Genomic DNA, 18,928 nt, shown 5'->3' on the forward strand with positions numbered 1-18,928 from the left:
GCCTTGCAATAAATTAATATTGACCGTGTGTTCTTGGTTTTTTAATGCCAAATCATACAGATAATGGGTCATTAACCATTGCTTAGACAAGGCAGAACGATAAAGCATCTGTTGTTGTACTAGCAATAAACCCAATTGTTGAAGAGCGTAATAACTGGAAAGGAGTCGTGCAGTTTTCACATTACGCTTTTGAGCAAACTTCAAAATAGAAAACTTTTGTTGTTTTAGCTGCATTTCACTGCGCTGTGCAATATCTATGTAGATATCAGCAAATAATGTTCTCAAGCGAGTGGTTAATTCAATAATATCTTTGTTACGGTCAGATAGAAAAAGACCTTGATTTAAAAAGTTTTTTTCAAGTCTCTCTAAAATATTTTCGATCAAAGGGTGTAGCGCTTGAATAAGATCAAAGCGCAATGTTTCCGAACATTTGAGTTCAGCGATTTCATATAGGGCTTTCAACACCGCTTCAGAGGTGTCACCTAATTGCATAATTGAAAGTTGAGATGCCCAAAAACCCAAGTCCTGAACATTTGCATTTACAAAACTCAGTTGATCTCGAGTCAAGGCAGTAGGATAGTGAAAAATTTCTGAAATCTGAGCCTGAAGCATGTGAATGAGTCTCTAAAAAGTGGCAACTCCATAAAGCGGTGTTTTATTCTGTTCTCCCGCAATTTCTCTAACCAGCTTTGGAACCAAGTATCCAGGCAACCTTGCCAAAACCTCTTTATAGATTGAATCAATAGATTCACTTGGTAAATCAAAATGCTGAGCACCTTTCACTTTATCCAACACATGTAAATAATAAGGCATCACACGCGCATCAAATAATCGATGACTTAGATCAACCAAAATATCAGGATGATCATTAATACCTTTTAATAACACAGCTTGATTCAACACCAAAATATTTTGTTGTGAAATTTGCATTAATTTCGAAGCGGTAAAGTCATCAATTTCAGTAGCATGGTTTGAGTGTACCACTAGAATAATACGTAGCCTACTGTTTTTTAACAGAGAAATAAGTTCATCATCAAGCCGATTTGGGATAACGATTGGAACTCGAGAATGAATACGCAAAATTTTAAGATGTGGAATTGAACTTAATCTATCGATCCAAACGGCAAGTTTACGATTTGAAAGTGTTAGGGGATCCCCTCCGCTTAAGATCACTTCATTGATTTCTGGATGAGCGAGTAAGTAGTCTTGTATTTTTTTCCAGTCGTCATTTTTAGGTAAATTTTCTTGATATGGAAAATGACGTCTAAAACAATAACGACAATGAACAGCACATGCACCTGTTAAAGTCAGTAAAAAACGTGACTGATATTTATGTAATACACCTGGAATTAAATTGGCAGCCTCCTCATCAAGGGGGTCTGTCACAAAATCAGGATGTTCATTTAATTCCAGATGATGAGGGAGTACTTGAAGTAACAGTGGATCATCAGGATTAGATTTTTGCATCTTCGCGACGAAGGCGCGAGGGACTCTTAATTTAAATTGGGCTGATGCCAAAATTGCACCATGTATTAAATCTTCAGGTTGCAATTCCAAGAGTTCAATGAGCTCATGTGGGTCAGTGATTAAATCGCTGAGTTGATTTTGCCAATGTTGCTCTTGATACAAATAGTGGGTCATACAGTTTAAATTTAGAGGGAGATGAAAGGCTTCATTTTAAATCAAAACCCATTGAAAAACTCAGTTGTGTCCTGATTAAGCCTTCTTTATTGAATGTCGGGATGAAAATACTCAAGCCTAAAGATGATCAAATTAAGTCTACAACAGTAGTTCTGCATGGAACTTAGACAGCTTAAACGTTGTATTTCGGAATTTATCATTGCGGCAGAGTAGGTTGGTCATTTAGAATACGCAACATAAATGCATGTGCATGTGGCATATCATGCACCTGTCAGACTTGCTAAATGACAGTGTAGCAGCCCATCGCATTAATAGATTAAAGTTAGTAAGTTTGGAGTGAGCCTCTCATGGCCTATTATTCTACGAACGATTTCAAGTCTGGCCTTAAGGTAATGCTTGATGGTAACCCATGCTCAATCATGGAAAACGAATACGTTAAACCAGGTAAAGGCCAAGCGTTCAACCGTGTTAAATTACGTAACCTTAAATCAGGTAAAGTATTAGAAAAAACATTTAAATCTGGTGATTCTTTAGAAGCAGCAGATATCGTAGAAGTAGAAATGGACTACTTATACAACGACGGCGAACTATGGAACTTCATGGATCCTGTGACTTTCGAGCAAATTGCGGCTGATAAAGTTGCAATGGGTGATGCTGCGAAATGGTTGAAAGACGATTCAAACGAAAAATGCACAATCATGTTATGGAATGGTGTTCCTTTAACAGTGAATGCACCTAACTTCGTGGTATTAAAAATTGTTGAAACTGATCCAGGCGTACGTGGTGATACTTCTGGCGGTGGTGGTAAACCAGCGAAACTTGAAACAGGTGCTGTAGTACGTGTTCCATTATTCGTTCAACAAGAAGAAAGCGTTCGTGTTGATACACGTACTGGTGAATACTTAGAACGTGCATAATGGTGTAAATTTATACTATTATCGAAAGGGATGATGACAATCATCCCTTTTTTAATGCCAAGGTCTAAGGTAAAGAAGAATTATTGAGGAGTATAGTCGCAAGGGAAAACAGCAGTAACACGAATAATAAAATTGAGCTGATTGCAAATACGAAATAATGAGGGTTTGATATGGATCAAATACAACCGAAGTCATCCATGACTTCGAAATTGATTTGGATTATTGTGGCCATAATCGGTGCAGTATCCTTTGGAATATTAGCGGTTAGTCGTGGAGAACATGTCAACGCAGTTTGGCTCGTACTCGCTGCAGTCTGTGTTTACAGTATTGCATATCGTTTTTATAGTTTATTTATTGCTAATAAAGTATTCGAGTTAAATGCTCGGCGTTTAACACCTGCGCACCGTCTAGCGGATGGTCTAGATTATGTGCCTACAAATAAAAGTGTTCTGTTTGGTCATCACTTTGCTGCGATTGCAGGTGCTGGTCCGTTAGTTGGGCCTATTCTTGCTGCGCAAATGGGTTATTTACCAGGAACGATTTGGCTGTTAGTCGGTGTTGTACTGGCAGGTGCAGTCCAAGATTTTCTAGTTTTATTTATTTCTACACGCCGTGACGGACGTTCACTGGGTGAAATGGCAAAACAAGAACTGGGTTCATTTGCAGGAATTATTGTGATGCTTGGCGCATTAGGGGTAATGATCATTATCCTAGCTGTGCTTGCACTCGTGGTGGTTAAAGCATTAACCAATAGTCCATGGGGTGTGTTTAGTATTGCTGCCACCATTCCAATTGCATTATTTATGGGCGTATATATGCGATATATCCGTCCAGGAAAGATTGCCGAAGTTTCAATCATTGGCTTTGTACTGATGATGCTCGGTATCATCTACGGTGAAAATATTGCTCAACATCCTTATTGGGGGCAATTATTCACTTTATCTGGTACAGAGTTAACATGGGCATTGATTATCTACGGTTTCATCGCTTCTGTATTACCAGTATGGTTGTTATTGGCTCCACGTGATTATTTATCGACTTTCTTGAAAATTGGCGTGATTGCAGGTTTAGCATTGGGTATCGTATTTGCGATGCCTGAATTAAAAATGCCTGCAATTACCCACTTCGTAGATGGCACGGGACCTGTATTCTCTGGATCACTTTTCCCATTCTTATTTATTACCATTGCCTGTGGTGCAATTTCAGGTTTCCATGCATTGGTTTCATCAGGAACTACACCTAAGCTCGTAAATAATGAACGCGATATCCGGATGATCGGATACGGCGGTATGTTGATGGAATCATTTGTCGCAATCATGGCGATGATCTGTGCAACGATCTTGGATCCAGGCGTTTATTTTGCCATTAACTCACCAGCTGCGGTGATAGGAACGACGGTTGAAAGTGCCGCAGAGGCGGTACGTAATTTAGGATTTGTGGTTACGCCTGAAGCTCTAACACTACTTGCTCAAGAGGTTGGTGAAAGCACAATTCTTTCTCGTACTGGTGGTGCACCGACGTTTGCGATTGGTATGGCGCACATCATCACTGAAATTTTTAATAGTCGAGAAATGATGGCATTTTGGTATCACTTTGCGATCTTGTTTGAAGCGCTATTTATTCTAACTGCTGTTGATGCAGGAACACGTGCTTGCCGTTTTATGGTTCAAGATACTGTGGGGATCGTTGTCCCTGCGGTTAAAAACTCTAAGTCATTTGTGGGCAACTTGATTGGTACTGCCGTTGCAGTCTCAGGCTGGGGTTTCTTTGTATATCAAGGGGTAGTTGATCCACTGGGCGGTATTAATAGTTTGTGGCCATTATTTGGTATTGGTAACCAAATTTTAGCTGCGATGGCGCTGATGCTGGGTACCGTAATTCTGTTTAAGATGAAGAAAGAAAAATATGTATGGGTCACCATTGTTCCAACGATTTTCCTATTCATTACAGCGATGACTGCTGGTTGGCAAAAAATCTTCCATGAAAATCCAAAAATCGGATTCTTGGCACAAGCAGATCGTTTCAATGCGGCTATTGAGCGAAACGAAATTTTAGCGCCTGCGAAATCAATTGCGGAAATGCAAACTGTTGCTTTATCAAATCAGATTAATGCTGCGTTATGTGCATTCTTTATGATTGTTGCTGTGGTGATGTTATTTGCTGCTATTAAAGTGATTCGTCGTGCTTTAGCAAATCCGCAGCCAACGGCTCAAGAAGCTGAAGCAATTTATACTGATCAAATCCCTGCAGGAGAGACCAAATGAGTTTGAAAGAACAAATTCGTCAAAAGCTAGCATTGGGTAAAATCATTAAATTCACGATTTTGGCTCAGCCGAAGAAGTTTTTAATGTTGAATGGAATCAAAACAGTTCAACTGATTTGGCAGCGGCTACAACAAAGTTTTCGTTTAATGGTGGGTGTGCCAGATTACCAAAACTATGTAGAACATATGAAAAAGCATCACCCTGACTTAGAGCCAATGGATGAAAAAACTTTTCATCGTTATTGTGTCGATGCACGCTATCCAAGTGCAGCAGGCGTTATGAAGAAATGTCCATGTTAATTTTCTAGCTTTACATAAAAAACGGCACTGAGGTGTCGTTTTTTATTTGTCTTAATTGTATAAAACCTGACAAATTTATTGTTCTGAAACTCGTATACTCTTGATCAATAACAAAGGATAAAAACATGAAAATTGGAATTTATGGTGCTGGGTCGATTGGGTGTTATATCGGTGGAAGAATGGTCGCAGCAGGCCATCAGGTGACATTTTACTGTAGAGAAAGAAGCTATCAAAAATTAAGCCAAAATGGGTTGGAGCTCAGTGATTTAAACGGCTACCATCATAAGCTCACTCCAGATCAATTAAGACTTACAACAAATCTAGCAGAAGTCCTAGACACGGACTTAGTCATGATTTGTGTAAAATCAGCAGCGACAGAGCAAGTGGCATCTGAAATACGAAGTTGTGACACAGTCAATAAACCGAGTCTCATCAGTTTTCAAAATGGGGTGAGTAATGTTCCACGGTTAAAAAAAATGCTGCCAGAATGGGAAATTATGGAAGGAATGGTTCCATTTAATGTCGCAGAACTCAAACCGTCTCATTTTCATCAAGGTTCTGATGGAATATTAATGATAAAAAAATTTGCAGAAAATAATCAGCTAAAAATAGTGTTAGATGCGGCGAAACTACAATTTGAATTCCGTGATGATATGTTAGAGGTACAGTGGGCTAAAGTCTTATTCAACTTGAACAATTCGATTAACGCTTTATCTGGTCTAACTTTAAGAAATCAACTTACTAATCGAATGTATCGAAAGTGCCTTGCTCAGGCACAGTTAGAGACGCTTCAAATTTTAAAGCAGGCAAATATTCAACCCGCACAATTAACGCCTGTACCAGCGAACATTATTCCTCATATTCTTCGACTTCCTAATTGGTTGTTTAAGTTGATCAGTCGCAAAATGTTAGCCATTGATCCACTAGCTCGTTCATCTATGCAGGATGATCTGAATTTAGGGCGCACGACGGAGGTTGATTGGATTAATGGTGAAGTGGTCAGACTTGCCAACACACTCGGGGTGAATGCACCGATCAACAGCTATTTTATTGAACAGATCAAGCTGGCGGAAAATAATAATTCAAGCCTTCAAATTGGACCTAAAGAGATGCTCAGACAGTTGAAGCTTATTTAGCATTAAGTTTGAAACTCATTCTTTAATACACTGATTATTAGAAATATTTGAGAAAATAAAAAAAACCTGTATGTTAGAAATATATAGTTTTGGAAATGTAAATGATGATTTGGGGAATGAAGCAGAGTGTTCAATCAAAAGATATTATACAGCCTGAGTTAGAATCTCAGATTCAATCATTTACTCCCAAAATTTCATTATTTCTAGAACAAATCAATCAAATTGTTTTGGATAAAAATACGCAAACTGAATTGGCTTTATGTAGTTTAATTGCAGGTGGTCATATTTTATTTGAAGACTTACCTGGATTGGGTAAGACCACATTGGCCAGTAGTTTGGCATCTTTATCAGGTTTATCATTTCAAAGAATCCAATTTACCAATGATATGCTCGCCAGTGATGTGATTGGCGTGAATGTTTTTAATCAAAAAGAGCATCAGTTTGAATTTAAGTACGGACCTGTCTTTACCCAAGTTCTTTTGGCAGATGAAATTAATCGCTGTAGTCCAAAGACACAGAGTGCATTGCTAGAAGCGATGGAAGAGGGCTACGCCACGATTGATGGACAGCGATATGCTTTACCTCAGCCTTTTTGGGTGATAGCAACTCAGAATCCACTCTTTCAAAGCGGGACTTATGCACTACCAGAGTCTCAGTTAGACAGATTCCTCATGCGGTTATCTCTTGGCTATCCATCTCGCCATGCAGAAAAAATACTTCTTCAACAAGAATCACGTGCCAAATTAATCGCACAGTTGATCCATGTATTTAATGAGACTGAAATACTAAGATTGCAATCCTTGACTCATCAAGTCCATTTAAGTGATGCAATTCAAGACTATTTATTGGATTTGGCTGCGGTAACACGAAAAAGTGCGCATGGTTTATCGACGCGTGGATTATTGGCTTTAAAACGAGCATCACAAGCGAGAGCGATCGTGCATGCCAGAGCCTTTGTCATTCCTGATGATGTAAAAGCTGTATTTTCAGCAGTATGCGCTCATCGATTAAACTTGAGTGAGGATGAGACGGTCTCCCTAATGAATCAGGTTAAATTGATTTGAGGGTATGCAGGTGACCAGTATCTGGAAGCAATGGTTAAAAAAAAGATTTCGGTTTGAGCAGAGTAAAAAAATTGGTCAACGCGATATTTTGATTTTTATTTATCAGCAAGGTTTCTTATATCTTGTGTTGATTTTGATCACATTTATTGCGGGTATTAACTATGCCAATAATTTGATATTAGGTTTCTGCTTTTTAATTAGTGCGATCTTATGCATTAGTTTTTATATCACCTTTAAACAATTGCATGGTCTTGAGATAGACATCATTACTGATGAAGTCGGACAGGTAGGGCACTCGATTTTATTTAAAATCTACTTGAATCAACCTTATTCATATTCACGTTATTTATCGATCTCCATCGATTCTGAGACACAGCACATTCACATTGACCAAAAACAGTCTGAATGTGTTATACCGATTCATGTTGATCAACGAGGAAAGTATAACTATCCCGATATACACATTGCTTCAGTGTATCCATTTGGTCTTGTTCGAGCTTGGACTTATATCTTTCATGGACGACATGCATGGATTGCGCCACAAGCCAAAATAAATCCGAATACAAGCTTTTCAAATGCATTTGTATTGGATCAGGAAAAAGATGAGTTTAATGAATTAAGAAGTTTTCAGGTCGGCGACTCATTACAAAGTGTATCTTGGAAGCAGGCTGCTCGTGGACAAGGTTTGTATATTAAAGTTTTTGAAGAGCATCAACAGGATCGATGTGTTGATATTCATTATCATCATATGCCATCAGTCGAGCATGAAGAAAAGCTCAAATATATGATGGGTGTGGTGGAGCAGTGTGAGCAATTACAAATTCCTTTTAAGCTGGTGTTACCTCATGCCGAATTGAATCAAGGATTTGGAGCTGAGCATATCAAGCAGGCTAAAATTCTGCTTGCTCAGGCATAAAGTGTGAAATAGAAAATAGGTTTTGATATATGGTACATCCTAAAGTTTCACAATCCATGCTATTGAGTTTGGCACTCATTTTATTTATCCAGATTATTTATCTACCTTATGCTTTATTTTTGGTGCTCTGTATTGAGCTTATATATTTATGGCATATTCAAAAAAGTAAAAAAAATAGTCTCCAAAGCAATAAAATTTAGTTTTACAGCAATTGCACTTGGCGCGATTTATCTGCATTACCATACCTTTGTTGGTGTTGAGGCTGGGGTAGCATCGCTGACAACTTTTCTATTTGCAAAAGCATTAGAAACCCAAAAAAAACGTGATTTGATCATCGTTTTTAATTTTGCCTTATTCGTGGCGGCAAGTACGTTTTTATACAGTCAAACGTTGTATGTTGCTTTGGGAGTGGTGCTGTGCTTAGTGAGCTGTTTTGTAGGACTCTATAGAATTCAAACCGCGGAGTTTCTGTCCACTCCTGAAACTAAAAATGGCTTAAAGCACGATATCATTCATGTCGGCAAATTCATCGGATTGGCAATTCCTTTTTTTATATTGCTCTTTATTTTTTTCCCACGATTACCTCCGCTTTGGCATATCCCGATTCAACAAAATAAGGGAATGACAGGAATCAGTGACTCTATGTCCCCAGGTGACATTGCTGAGTTGTCTCAGTCAAATGAATTAGCATTTCGTATTATTGGTGATATCACAAAATTACCGACGCGTTCAGAAATGTATTGGCGAGCTTTGGTCTTAGATCAATATGATGGTCAAAAATGGACGAGTCATGGATTTAATAGAGGGTTAAACGAGTTAAACTCTTATCAACTTTCTAGTTTAAATCAAAAAGTTGAATATCAGTATTTGGCTAAAGATCCTTCTGTAGAATGGATCATGGGATTAGAGCAATCTGTACCTCAACAACGAAATTATTATCTCCGTTATGACGGTGGTATTTCAGCTCAACGACCTATTCAAACGGCTCAACCCATAAACTTAGTTTGGTTAGGGCGTGAGACGAAAATAAATCATGAACTTAGTCAGTTTCAAATTCAGTATTACACTCAGTATCTCCATCAGCGTGATATCAAAAGTCAAAGTTTAGCGTGGGACTTATTTATTAAAAGTGGAGAGCGGCCAGAGCGTTATATCCAGCAAGTTTTAGACTGGTTTAAGCAAAATAGCTTTCAGTATTCTTTATCTCCCGGTGTTTTGAGTGGTGATCGGATAGATGCATTTATGTTTAATTCACGACAAGGATTTTGTGAGCATTTTGCTTCTAGTTTTGTCATGATGATGCGTTATGTCGGTATTCCTGCCCGAGTCGTGACAGGTTACCAAGGAGGTCAATTTGCGCCAGACCAAAAAAGTTGGGAAGTGAGGCAGTTAGATGCACATGCTTGGACTGAAGTATATTTTGGAGGTCAATGGCAGAGGATTGATCCCACTGCAATGATTGCTCCAGAGCGTATTGACCAGGGAATGCAAAGTTTAATTCAAAATAACCAAACACTCTACTCTGAGAATACAAATTGGTCAGTTGCAAAATATCCTTTTTTGACAAAAATTCGCATATGGAGTGATTACGCAAGTTATCAATGGCAAAGTAAAGTTGTTGGATATAACGCTGATCAACAGCTGAGTTGGATGACAAAATTTGGAATTCATTCAGTTGCTTCAGTGTTTGTGATTATCCTTGCAGGCTCACTGATCATATTAGGATGTTATGTGCTATGGATGTTGAGAAAAAAGAGAAAACACTATTCACAAATCGATTGGGTACTTCATGTTTTTAATAGAAAATTAGGACTTCACAGTCGCCGTTATTCTTACGAAACGGTTCGACAATGGTTAGAAAGAATTTCATCACCTTTAAGTCAAAATGATAGAGCTGTTTTCCTCGAAATTATCATTCTGTACGAGCACTTAAGTTATTCACAATCGAGTATTTCCAAACAAGAGTTCGCAAATTTTAAGTCAATGATTAAAACTTGTTCATATCTTTTGGTTAAATATGAAAAAGGCTTGTCAGCCAAGTGATTTTTGCATAAGATGCGAAGCATTCTAGGTGTATAGCTCAGTTGGTTAGAGCGCTACGTTGACATCGTAGAGGTCTCCAGTTCGAGTCTGGATATACCTACCAAGATTTAAAAAAAGGGCTTAAGTATTTTACTTAAGCCCTTTTTTCGTAATCAAGACATTACTTCTTTTTTTAAAAGTAAAGTATTCGTTATCACTTGCTCTATCAAGAAAAATTGCGTTTAAAAAATCTCTAAATTTGATATTAAATTATATATTTTAAGTATAAATACCCAAAATGCTTTAATCTAAATATTGGGTATTTCCGTAATTTATTAATATGCCCGTACATTAACACTTACAATAACGCCCGAAATGTACGCTTTTGCCATCCTGTTTAAATATGAGACACGTATAATGTTCATATTACAGGGAAGTTGAGATCAACGTTCATTACCAGTTCTTCACTTTTCATTCAGAAGTAATGAAATTCATACAGTATTATCAAACTAAAGATGGATACTATTTTGTATGTTATTTCATCAAAATAGCGTACTAAAAGCTTATTTCATTGACTGAAATGCGACGAAGAACGATACTCTCAACGTTTTAATTTAAGCAAATCGGTTCTAAGAGACTGGACCAAAAGTTCGGTGCTCTGTAACTCAATCCAAAGCAAGGGGCTATATATGGCTGGTGGAAAGTCAACTATCATCTACACACTGACCGACGAGGCGCCATTACTGGCGACTTACTCACTACTGCCGATCATTGAGACCTTTACTAAGCCTGCTGGTGTTGAGATTGTAAAAACTGACATCTCAGTTGCAGCACGCGTGCTCGCTGAATTCTCTGAATACCTTAGCGAAGAGCAGAAAGTATCAGACAATCTTGCAGAATTAGGTCGTCTTACACAAGATCCAGACACAAACATCATCAAACTTCCAAACATCAGTGCATCTGTAGCTCAGTTGACTGCATGTATCAAAGAGCTTCAATCAAAAGGCTATGCAATTCCAGATTATCCTGAGAATCCTACGACTGAAGAAGAAAAAGCACTCAAAGCACGTTTTGGTAAATGCTTAGGTTCAGCAGTAAACCCTGTATTGCGTGAAGGGAACTCTGACCGTCGTGCGCCTGCTGCTGTTAAAAACTATGCGAAAAAACACCCACATTCTATGGGTGAGTGGAAACAGTGGTCACAAACTCACGTTTCTCACATGGATGAAGGTGACTTCTATCACGGCGAAAAGTCTATGACTTTAGATCGTCCTCGCAATGTGAAAATGGAACTGATCACGAATTCTGGTGAAACCATCGTTCTTAAAGAAAAAGTTGCACTGCAAGACGGCGAAATCATCGATTCTATGTTCATGAGCAAGAAAGCACTTTGCGACTTCTATGAAAAAGAATTAGATGATTGTAAAGAAGCGGGCATCTTGTTCTCTTTACACGTTAAAGCAACCATGATGAAAGTTTCACACCCGATCGTATTCGGTCACTGTGTGAAGATTTATTACAAGGAAGCGTTCGAAAAACACGGTAAACTGTTCGACGAACTAGGTATTAACGTAAACAACGGTATGGCTGGTCTTTACGAGAAGATCGAAACTTTACCGACTTCTTTACGTGAAGAGATCATCGAAGATCTACACGCATGTCAAGAACACCGTCCTGCTTTAGCAATGGTGGATTCAGCAAAAGGTATCACTAATTTCCATTCTCCAAACGACGTGATCGTAGATGCTTCTATGCCTGCAATGATCCGTGGTGGTGGTAAAATGTGGGGTGCTGACGGCAAGCCTTACGACTGTAAAGCAGTAATGCCTGAATCTACATTTGCGCGTATTTACCAAGAAATGATCAACTTCTGTAAGTGGAATGGTAACTTTGACCCACGTACAATGGGTACTGTACCTAACGTTGGTCTAATGGCTCAAAAAGCTGAAGAATACGGTTCACACGACAAAACTTTCGAAATCGCGCAAGCTGGTGTTGCTAACATCACAGATATCGAAACTGGCGAAGTTTTAATGTCTCAAAACGTGGAAGAAGGTGATATCTGGCGTATGTGTCAGGTGAAAGATGCACCGATCCGCGACTGGGTAAAACTAGCTGTAACACGTGCACGTAACTCTGGTATGCCAGCAATCTTCTGGTTAGACCCATACCGTCCACACGAAAACGAATTGATCAAGAAAGTTCAAAAATACTTAAAAGATCACGATACAGATGGTCTAGACATCCAAATCATGTCTCAAGTACGTGCAATGCGTTACACACTTGAACGTGTTGCTCGTGGTCTAGATACAATCTCTGTAACGGGTAACATTCTACGTGACTACCTCACTGACTTGTTCCCAATTATGGAGCTTGGTACTTCTGCGAAAATGCTGTCTATCGTGCCTTTAATGGCGGGTGGTGGTATGTACGAAACTGGTGCAGGTGGTTCAGCACCTAAACACGTACAACAACTTGTTGAAGAAAACCACTTACGTTGGGATTCTTTAGGTGAGTTCCTTGCACTCGCTGTTTCACTTGAAGAGCTTGGTATTAAAGAAAACAACCCTAAAGCTAAACTACTTGCGAAAACATTGGATGCTGCAACTGGTAAATTACTTGACAACGACAAATCTCCATCACGTCGTACAGGTGAGTTAGACAACCGTGGTAGCCATTTCTATTTAGCGAAGTTCTGGGCTGAAGAATTAGCAGCTCAAGACGAAGATGCTGAATTAAAAGCGACATTCTCTACTTTAGCGAAGACTTTAGCTGAAAATGAAGAGAAGATCGTTGCTGAACTTGCAGAGGTTCAAGGTAAATCTGTTGATATCGGTGGTTACTACGCAATCGATCCAGAGAAAGTAAATGCAGTTATGCGTCCAAGTGCAACTTTAAATGCTGCTATTGCAAGCATCTAATAACACTTAAGTTGAACTGAATTTCAGTTTGGCGGATTAAAAAAGCTGGTACTACGGTACCAGCTTTTTTTTGTTAAAATTTTTGTAAATAAAATACTGATTACGCCCAATTAGAGAGAGCTTAAGGGGAGGATTTAAAAAACTTTCATTCAATTTGCAAGCATTTCTGATTACAATGCGTTTTAATTTATTTTTAACTTATCTAGCTGTTTGGATAAGTTCTGTAGGTGCCCGCATGGAAATCAAAGTCAATTATCTCGACAATCTTCGACAGGAAGCAAAGTTCGATGATTTCACGGTTATTGCCGATCAACCTATTCGTTATAAAGGTGATGGATCTGCGCCAGGCCCATTTGACTATTTTCTTGCGTCTTCAGCATTATGTGCAGCTTATTTTGTAAAGGTGTATTGTGCTGCACGAGATATTCCTACAGAAAATATTCGATTATCCCAAAATAATATTGTTGATCCAGAAAACCGTTATAAACAAATTTTTAAAATTCAAGTCGAATTACCCTCAGATATCTCTGATAAGGATCGACAAGGTATTTTACGTTCAATCGACCGTTGCACTGTAAAAAAAGTGATTCAAACAGGTCCAGAATTTGTTATTGAGGAAGTTGAAAGCATTGATGCGGATGCTCAAGCTTTACTTATGCCAAATATTGCCAAGGAAAATGTGACTGTTATTCCGGGCAAAGATTTGCCGCTTGAAGAAACGATTGCCAACATGTCTGCAATTTTGGCGGGCTTAGGGATGAAGATTGAAATTGCGTCTTGGCGGAATATAGTGCCAAACGTATGGTCTTTACATATTCGCGATGCACAAGCGCCAATGTGCTTTACCAATGGTAAAGGTTCAACGAAAGAGAGTGCCTTAGCATCTGCATTAGGCGAGTTTATTGAACGTTTGAATTGTAATTTCTTCTATAACGACCAATTTTGGGGTGAAGAAATCGCAAATGCTGAATTTGTGCATTACCCAGATGAAAAGTGGTTTCAACCAGGTCCAAATGGTGAATTGCCATCAGAAATTTTAGATGAATATACACTTGAAATTTACAATCCTGAAGATGAGTTATTAGGTACACATCTGTACGATACAAATTCTGGAAATACTGAGAGAGGTATTTGTTCGTTACCATTTGTGCGCCAGTCAGACGGTGAAATTGTATATTTCCCTTCAAATTTGATTGAAAATTTGTATCTGTCAAATGGTATGAGCGCAGGAAATACCTTGGCTGAAGCACAAGTACAATGTTTATCTGAAATATTTGAGCGTGCGGTGAAGCGCGAAATTTTAGAGGGTGAAATTACCCTGCCAGATGTACCTGAATATGTTCTAGCAAAGTACCCAAAAATAGTTGAGGGTATTAAGGGGCTTGAGGAGCAAGGTTTTCCAGTGCTGGTCAAAGATGCTTCATTAGGTGGGAAATTCCCAGTCATGTGCGTGACATTAATGAATCCAAGAACGGGTGGTGTTTTTGCATCATTCGGGGCTCATCCAAACTTTGAAGTTGCATTGGAACGCAGCCTTACCGAACTTTTACAAGGTCGTAGTTTTGAAGGTTTAAATGACTTACCACGTCCTACTTTCAATAGCCATGCACTGACAGAACCAAATAACTTTGTGGAACACTTTATTGATTCATCGGGCGTTGTATCTTGGAGATTCTTTAGTTCGAAATCTGATTATGATTTCGTAGAGTGGGATTTCACCAGTCAGGGTGAAAATACAAATGCTGAAGAAGCTGAAAAGATGTTCAATATCCTAAAAGAGATGGGTAAAGAAGTTTACATGGCTGTATACCAACATTTAGGTGCAACTGCATGCCGAATTCTGGTGCCAGGATATTCTGAGGTGTATTTGGTTGAGGATCTGGTTTGGGACAATACCAATAAAGCTTTAGCCTTTAGAGAAGATATTCTTAATTTACATCGTTTGGATAATGAACAGCTCGAAGCTTTGCTTGAGAAACTTGAAGAAGTTGAAGTGGATGACTATACCGATATTATTACCTTGATTGGTGTTGAATTTGACGATAATACGGTGTGGGGTCAGTTAACTATTCTTGAATTAAAATTATTGATTAACTTAGCTTTGGAAAATTTCGAAGAAGCGAAAGACCAAGTAGAACAGTTCTTACAATACAACACCAATACTGTAGAACGCGGTTTATTCTATCAATGCATGGATGTTGTATTAGAAGTATTGTTAGATGAAGAGATGGAAATTGAGGACTACGAACCAAATTTTAGACGTATGTTTGGTGATGAGAGAGTCGATGCTGCAATAGGCTCAATCGAAGGTGATGTACGTTTTTATGGATTAACGCCAACCAATATGCAACTCGAAGGCCTCGATCGTCATTTAAAACTTATTGAGAGCTATAAGAAGCTTCATGCTGCCAGAGCACGTTTTGTTTCTCAACAAAACTGATCGAATGAAAGGCCACTATGAAGAGTGGCCTTTTTATTTTAAAGATCTGAAAATTGATGCATTTAGGTGGGATATTCAATTTTTTTATAATAAAATGAAGTGGTTATGAAAAGTACTGATAGTATTTATTAAAAATAGTAATTTATTGATATTTAAGGAAAATAATTCTATTTCACTAGTATTATTTGCTAAATGCATTATCATAGTGCATGACGAGTTAACTTAAGGCGAACATTATGAATTTCTTGAAAAAAAAGAATAAAGCAAGTTTCGTTTTCTTTATTATTACTGCGTATTCCTGTCTAGGCTTTGGATTAGGTTACCTGATTTGGGAATACCTCCAAATGAAATAAAGTTCATGCTGATCGGTGAGAATGCAAATTTAGAAAGTATTCACTGTCAGCAAGCTTAATCTATTTACCATTTAAAATTAAATGATCTAAAAATCATCAGTTATTTTTTAAGGGGTATATTTAAATTTATATTTTTTAACATAATTTAAATAAAGATTAAATTTTTGCGCTTTATAACCTATGACTGTGTATTCAGCCCTTCAAATTCAGTCTATGTTATAATTAAAAATATATCCCGATAGATCGAATTGTCTAGCGACTGTTCAATTGATAGATCATCATATCAAAGCTGCTTTATTGCAGCTTTTTTAATTGTGCTTCAATTTATCGGAAATGTCATTTTGGTACGTTTATTGAATGCGTCATCTGAGCTACATTTGCCAATGAATCATTGAATAAATGATCTAAATAATTTTTACGACTCGCTCGATCTTAAGCAGGGGCTCGACAATGACAAATCCAAATTCTTCAGCGGGTTTGCTTGAACGCTTATTTAAACTAAGCGAAAACAAAACAACTTTTCGAACTGAAATGATTGCAGGGATGACGACATTCCTGACAATGTGCTACATCATCATTGTCAATCCAATGATTCTGTCTGAAACAGGAATGGATCATGGTGCGGTATTTGTTGCGACATGTTTGGCAGCAGCAATTGGTTGTTTTGTCATGGGTATTATTGCCAATTACCCAATCGCATTGGCTCCGGGTATGGGCTTAAATGCATATTTCACCTATTCCGTATGTTTAGGAATGGGTGTGCCTTGGCAAACCGCTTTAGCTGCGGTATTTGTGTCTGGTCTGGTCTTCATCGCGATCAGTATGTTTAAAATTCGTGAAGCTATCGTGAATGCCATTCCAATGTCTTTAAAATTGGCTATTGGTGGTGGTATTGGTTTATTCCTAGCATTAATCGCTTTGAAAAATGCTGGCATCATTGTGGATAATCCTGCGACTCTAGTGGGTTTAGGTGATTTAAAACAACCAACCGTTCTCTTAGCCTTATTCGGTTTTTTGATGGTTGTTGTTATGCATCACTTTAAAATACGTGGTGCGATTATCATTAGTATTTTAGTGTTGACTGCAATCTCAACATTCCTAGGATTGAGTGAATTTAAAGGTGTGGTTGGTCAAATTCCTTCAATTGCACCAACATTCATGCAAATGGATTTTGAAGGCTTATTTACCGCAAGTTTAATCGGTGTAATTTTTGTGTTCTTCTTAGTTGATCTATTTGATTCAACAGGAACGCTGGTTGGTGTTTCACATCGTGCTGGTTTACTCAAAGATGGTAAATTGCCACGCTTAAAGAAAGCTCTGTTTGCAGACTCTTCAGCGATTGTTGCTGGTGCTGCATTAGGTACATCATCAACGACACCATATATTGAGTCTTCTGCGGGTGTAGCAGCAGGGGGGCGTACAGGTCTTACAGCGGTAATAGTTGGCTTACTTTTTATTGCTTGTTTGTTCTTAGCACCGTTAGCTCAATCTGTTCCTGGGTTTGCAACTGCACCAGCCTTACTCTTTGTAGGGGTATTGATGATTCAGGGAATTACGCATATTGATTGGGATGATATTACTGAAGCGGTTCCTGCTTTCTTAACGATCGTGTTTATGCCGTTCACTTACTCAATCGCTGATGGTATTGCCATGGGCTTTATCAGTTATGCATTGGTGAAGTTACTTACAGGTAAAGCATCTACAGTACCATATATGGTATGGATTATCGCAGTATTATGGGCGCTAAAATTTGCAATGTTTGGCGGCTAATTTTTAACAGTTTTTAAAAGGGTGTAAACTCAGTTTGCACCCTTTTTATTTTTTGGTTTCATGAGGAGTAGCAATGAACCGTGTTGAGTTAATTAAAGCTTTACCTAAAGCTGAGCTTCATGTCCATATTGAAGGGACATTTGAACCTGAGTTGATGTTTGCCATTGCTCAGCGCAATGAAATTGCAATCCCATATCAATCAGTTGAAGAAGTCAAACAGGCTTATAATTTTCACAATCTGCAATCATTTCTAGATATTTACTATGCAGGTGCGAATGTATTGATCAATGAGCAAGATTTTTATGATCTTGCATGGGCATATTTTGAAAAATGTGCAGAAGATCGAGTGGTTCATACTGAAATGTTTTTTGATCCGCAAACCCATACGGATCGTGGTGTGTCATTTGAAACGGTAATTAAAGGCTTAAAACGAGCTTGCCACGATGCTGAGGTAAAATTAGGCATCACAACGCATTTGATTATGTGTTTCTTACGTCATTTGAGTGAAGAGGCAGCATTTGAAACACTTGAACAAGCTTTACCTTACAAAGACCAAATTATTGGGGTAGGGTTAGATTCAAGTGAAGTTGGGCATCCACCTTCTAAATTTGAAAGGGTATTTGCAAAAGCACGTGATGAAGGATTTTTGGTTGTTGCTCATGCAGGTGAAGAAGGTCCAGCAGAATATGTTTGGGAAGCTTTGGATGTACTTAAAGTGAATCGTATTGATCACGGCGTACGCTCTGAAGAAGATCCAAAGTTGTTGGAGCGTTTGATTGCTGAAAAAATGCCTTTAACGGTTTGTCCATTATCAAATTTAAAGCTTTGTGTTGTAGATGATATGGCAGATCATAATATTCGCCGTTTGTTACAGCAGGGTGTGCATGTAACCGTCAATTCAGATGATCCATCTTATTTCGGTGGGTATATGAATGATAACTTTATTGCGATTGCTGAGGCCTTAGATTTAACAAATCATGAATTAAAGCAACTCGCTATAAATTCATTTGAAGCATCGTTTATTTCCGATGTGCAAAAACAAAAGTGGAAAGATAAAATTCTCGCAATTTAAAACAGTTAAACTTGTTTATGTGAAATACTGGAAGGTGGGGGCAAAATCCCACCTTTGGTTTAATATGCTTTAAACAATAGAGCCGAATGTGATGTTGAAATTGAAGTCTTTGT

At 38.2% G+C, this 18,928-nt stretch carries 13 protein-coding genes, 1 tRNA gene and 1 pseudogene; 13 read left to right on the forward strand and 2 right to left on the reverse strand.

Annotated elements, in window-relative coordinates:
* Both CL42_RS05210 and epmB read right to left on the reverse strand, forming a co-directional pair.
* A pseudogene (locus CL42_RS05210) lies at positions 1-612 on the reverse strand (GTPase); the annotation flags it as partial.
* Positions 613-624: 12 nt separating this feature from the next.
* The gene (epmB, locus tag CL42_RS05215) at positions 625-1,641 is read right to left on the reverse strand and encodes an EF-P beta-lysylation protein EpmB (RefSeq protein WP_035265849.1); all 1,017 of its coding nucleotides are present in this window, start codon (positions 1,639-1,641) and stop codon (positions 625-627) included.
* A 347-nt stretch (positions 1,642-1,988) separates the two neighbouring features.
* On the opposite strand from epmB, the gene efp reads away from it, so the two are divergent.
* The 13 genes from efp to CL42_RS05275 all read left to right on the forward strand — a co-directional run bounded on the left by efp (position 1,989) and on the right by CL42_RS05275 (position 18,815).
* Positions 1,989-2,558: an elongation factor P gene (efp, locus tag CL42_RS05220; RefSeq protein WP_035265851.1), complete on the forward strand. Its 570-nt coding sequence runs from the start codon at positions 1,989-1,991 to the stop codon at positions 2,556-2,558.
* A 170-nt stretch (positions 2,559-2,728) separates the two neighbouring features.
* Positions 2,729-4,822, forward strand: coding sequence for a carbon starvation CstA family protein (locus CL42_RS05225; protein ID WP_035265853.1), 2,094 nt, complete (start codon positions 2,729-2,731; stop codon positions 4,820-4,822).
* Complete coding sequence (locus CL42_RS05230) at positions 4,819-5,121, forward strand: YbdD/YjiX family protein (protein WP_035265855.1); 303 nt, start codon at positions 4,819-4,821, stop codon at positions 5,119-5,121. Before CL42_RS05225 ends, CL42_RS05230 begins: the two co-directional genes overlap by 4 nt.
* 125 nt (positions 5,122-5,246) lie before the next feature.
* Positions 5,247-6,257, forward strand: coding sequence for a 2-dehydropantoate 2-reductase (locus tag CL42_RS05235; RefSeq protein ID WP_035265857.1), 1,011 nt, complete (start codon positions 5,247-5,249; stop codon positions 6,255-6,257).
* A 104-nt stretch (positions 6,258-6,361) separates the two neighbouring features.
* A complete protein-coding gene (locus CL42_RS05240) occupies positions 6,362-7,321 on the forward strand; it encodes an AAA family ATPase (protein ID WP_035265922.1) in 960 nt (319 codons plus the stop codon).
* A gap of 10 nt (positions 7,322-7,331) precedes the next feature.
* Positions 7,332-8,237 carry a DUF58 domain-containing protein gene (locus CL42_RS05245; protein ID WP_155756957.1) on the forward strand — a complete coding sequence of 302 codons (906 nt, stop codon included), beginning with the start codon at positions 7,332-7,334 and terminating at the stop codon, positions 8,235-8,237.
* 132 nt (positions 8,238-8,369) lie between these two features.
* Entirely contained in the window at positions 8,370-10,280 is a 1,911-nt protein-coding gene (locus CL42_RS05250) for a DUF3488 and transglutaminase-like domain-containing protein (protein WP_265596982.1), read from the forward strand.
* Between the two features lie 26 nt (positions 10,281-10,306).
* Positions 10,307-10,383, forward strand: a tRNA-Val gene (locus CL42_RS05255).
* Between the two features lie 565 nt (positions 10,384-10,948).
* Positions 10,949-13,180: an NADP-dependent isocitrate dehydrogenase gene (locus CL42_RS05260; RefSeq protein WP_035265859.1), complete on the forward strand. Its 2,232-nt coding sequence runs from the start codon at positions 10,949-10,951 to the stop codon at positions 13,178-13,180.
* A gap of 235 nt (positions 13,181-13,415) precedes the next feature.
* Positions 13,416-15,620, forward strand: a complete 2,205-nt coding sequence (locus CL42_RS05265; RefSeq protein WP_035265923.1) for an OsmC domain/YcaO domain-containing protein — start codon at positions 13,416-13,418, stop codon at positions 15,618-15,620.
* 236 nt (positions 15,621-15,856) lie between these two features.
* Positions 15,857-15,973: a hypothetical protein gene (locus CL42_RS17235; RefSeq protein WP_092766106.1), complete on the forward strand. Its 117-nt coding sequence runs from the start codon at positions 15,857-15,859 to the stop codon at positions 15,971-15,973.
* A 450-nt stretch (positions 15,974-16,423) separates the two neighbouring features.
* Positions 16,424-17,743 (forward strand): NCS2 family permease, encoded by a 1,320-nt coding sequence (locus CL42_RS05270; RefSeq protein WP_035265860.1) that lies wholly within the window; start codon positions 16,424-16,426, stop codon positions 17,741-17,743.
* A gap of 73 nt (positions 17,744-17,816) precedes the next feature.
* A complete protein-coding gene (locus CL42_RS05275; protein WP_035265862.1) occupies positions 17,817-18,815 on the forward strand; it encodes an adenosine deaminase in 999 nt (332 codons plus the stop codon).
* The last annotated feature ends 113 nt before the right edge of the window (positions 18,816-18,928 follow it).

This window comes from Acinetobacter sp. Ver3 (assembly GCF_000632455.1).
Lineage (GTDB): Bacteria > Pseudomonadota > Gammaproteobacteria > Pseudomonadales > Moraxellaceae > Acinetobacter.

What these genes read in the sequence shown, in the direction of transcription:
- CL42_RS05260 (WP_035265859.1), top strand. Translation starts at nt 10,949, where the DNA reads ATGGCTGGTGGAAAGTCAACTATCATCTACACACTGACCGACGAGGCG.
- CL42_RS05235 (WP_035265857.1), top strand. Translation starts at nt 5,247, where the DNA reads ATGAAAATTGGAATTTATGGTGCTGGGTCGATTGGGTGTTATATCGGT.
- CL42_RS05265 (WP_035265923.1), top strand. Translation starts at nt 13,416, where the DNA reads ATGGAAATCAAAGTCAATTATCTCGACAATCTTCGACAGGAAGCAAAG.
- CL42_RS05225 (WP_035265853.1), top strand. Translation starts at nt 2,729, where the DNA reads ATGGATCAAATACAACCGAAGTCATCCATGACTTCGAAATTGATTTGG.
- epmB (WP_035265849.1), bottom strand. Translation starts at nt 1,641, where the DNA reads ATGACCCACTATTTGTATCAAGAGCAACATTGGCAAAATCAACTCAGC.
- efp (WP_035265851.1), top strand. Translation starts at nt 1,989, where the DNA reads ATGGCCTATTATTCTACGAACGATTTCAAGTCTGGCCTTAAGGTAATG.
- CL42_RS05240 (WP_035265922.1), top strand. Translation starts at nt 6,362, where the DNA reads ATGATTTGGGGAATGAAGCAGAGTGTTCAATCAAAAGATATTATACAG.
- CL42_RS05270 (WP_035265860.1), top strand. Translation starts at nt 16,424, where the DNA reads ATGACAAATCCAAATTCTTCAGCGGGTTTGCTTGAACGCTTATTTAAA.
- CL42_RS17235 (WP_092766106.1), top strand. Translation starts at nt 15,857, where the DNA reads ATGAATTTCTTGAAAAAAAAGAATAAAGCAAGTTTCGTTTTCTTTATT.
- CL42_RS05275 (WP_035265862.1), top strand. Translation starts at nt 17,817, where the DNA reads ATGAACCGTGTTGAGTTAATTAAAGCTTTACCTAAAGCTGAGCTTCAT.
- CL42_RS05230 (WP_035265855.1), top strand. Translation starts at nt 4,819, where the DNA reads ATGAGTTTGAAAGAACAAATTCGTCAAAAGCTAGCATTGGGTAAAATC.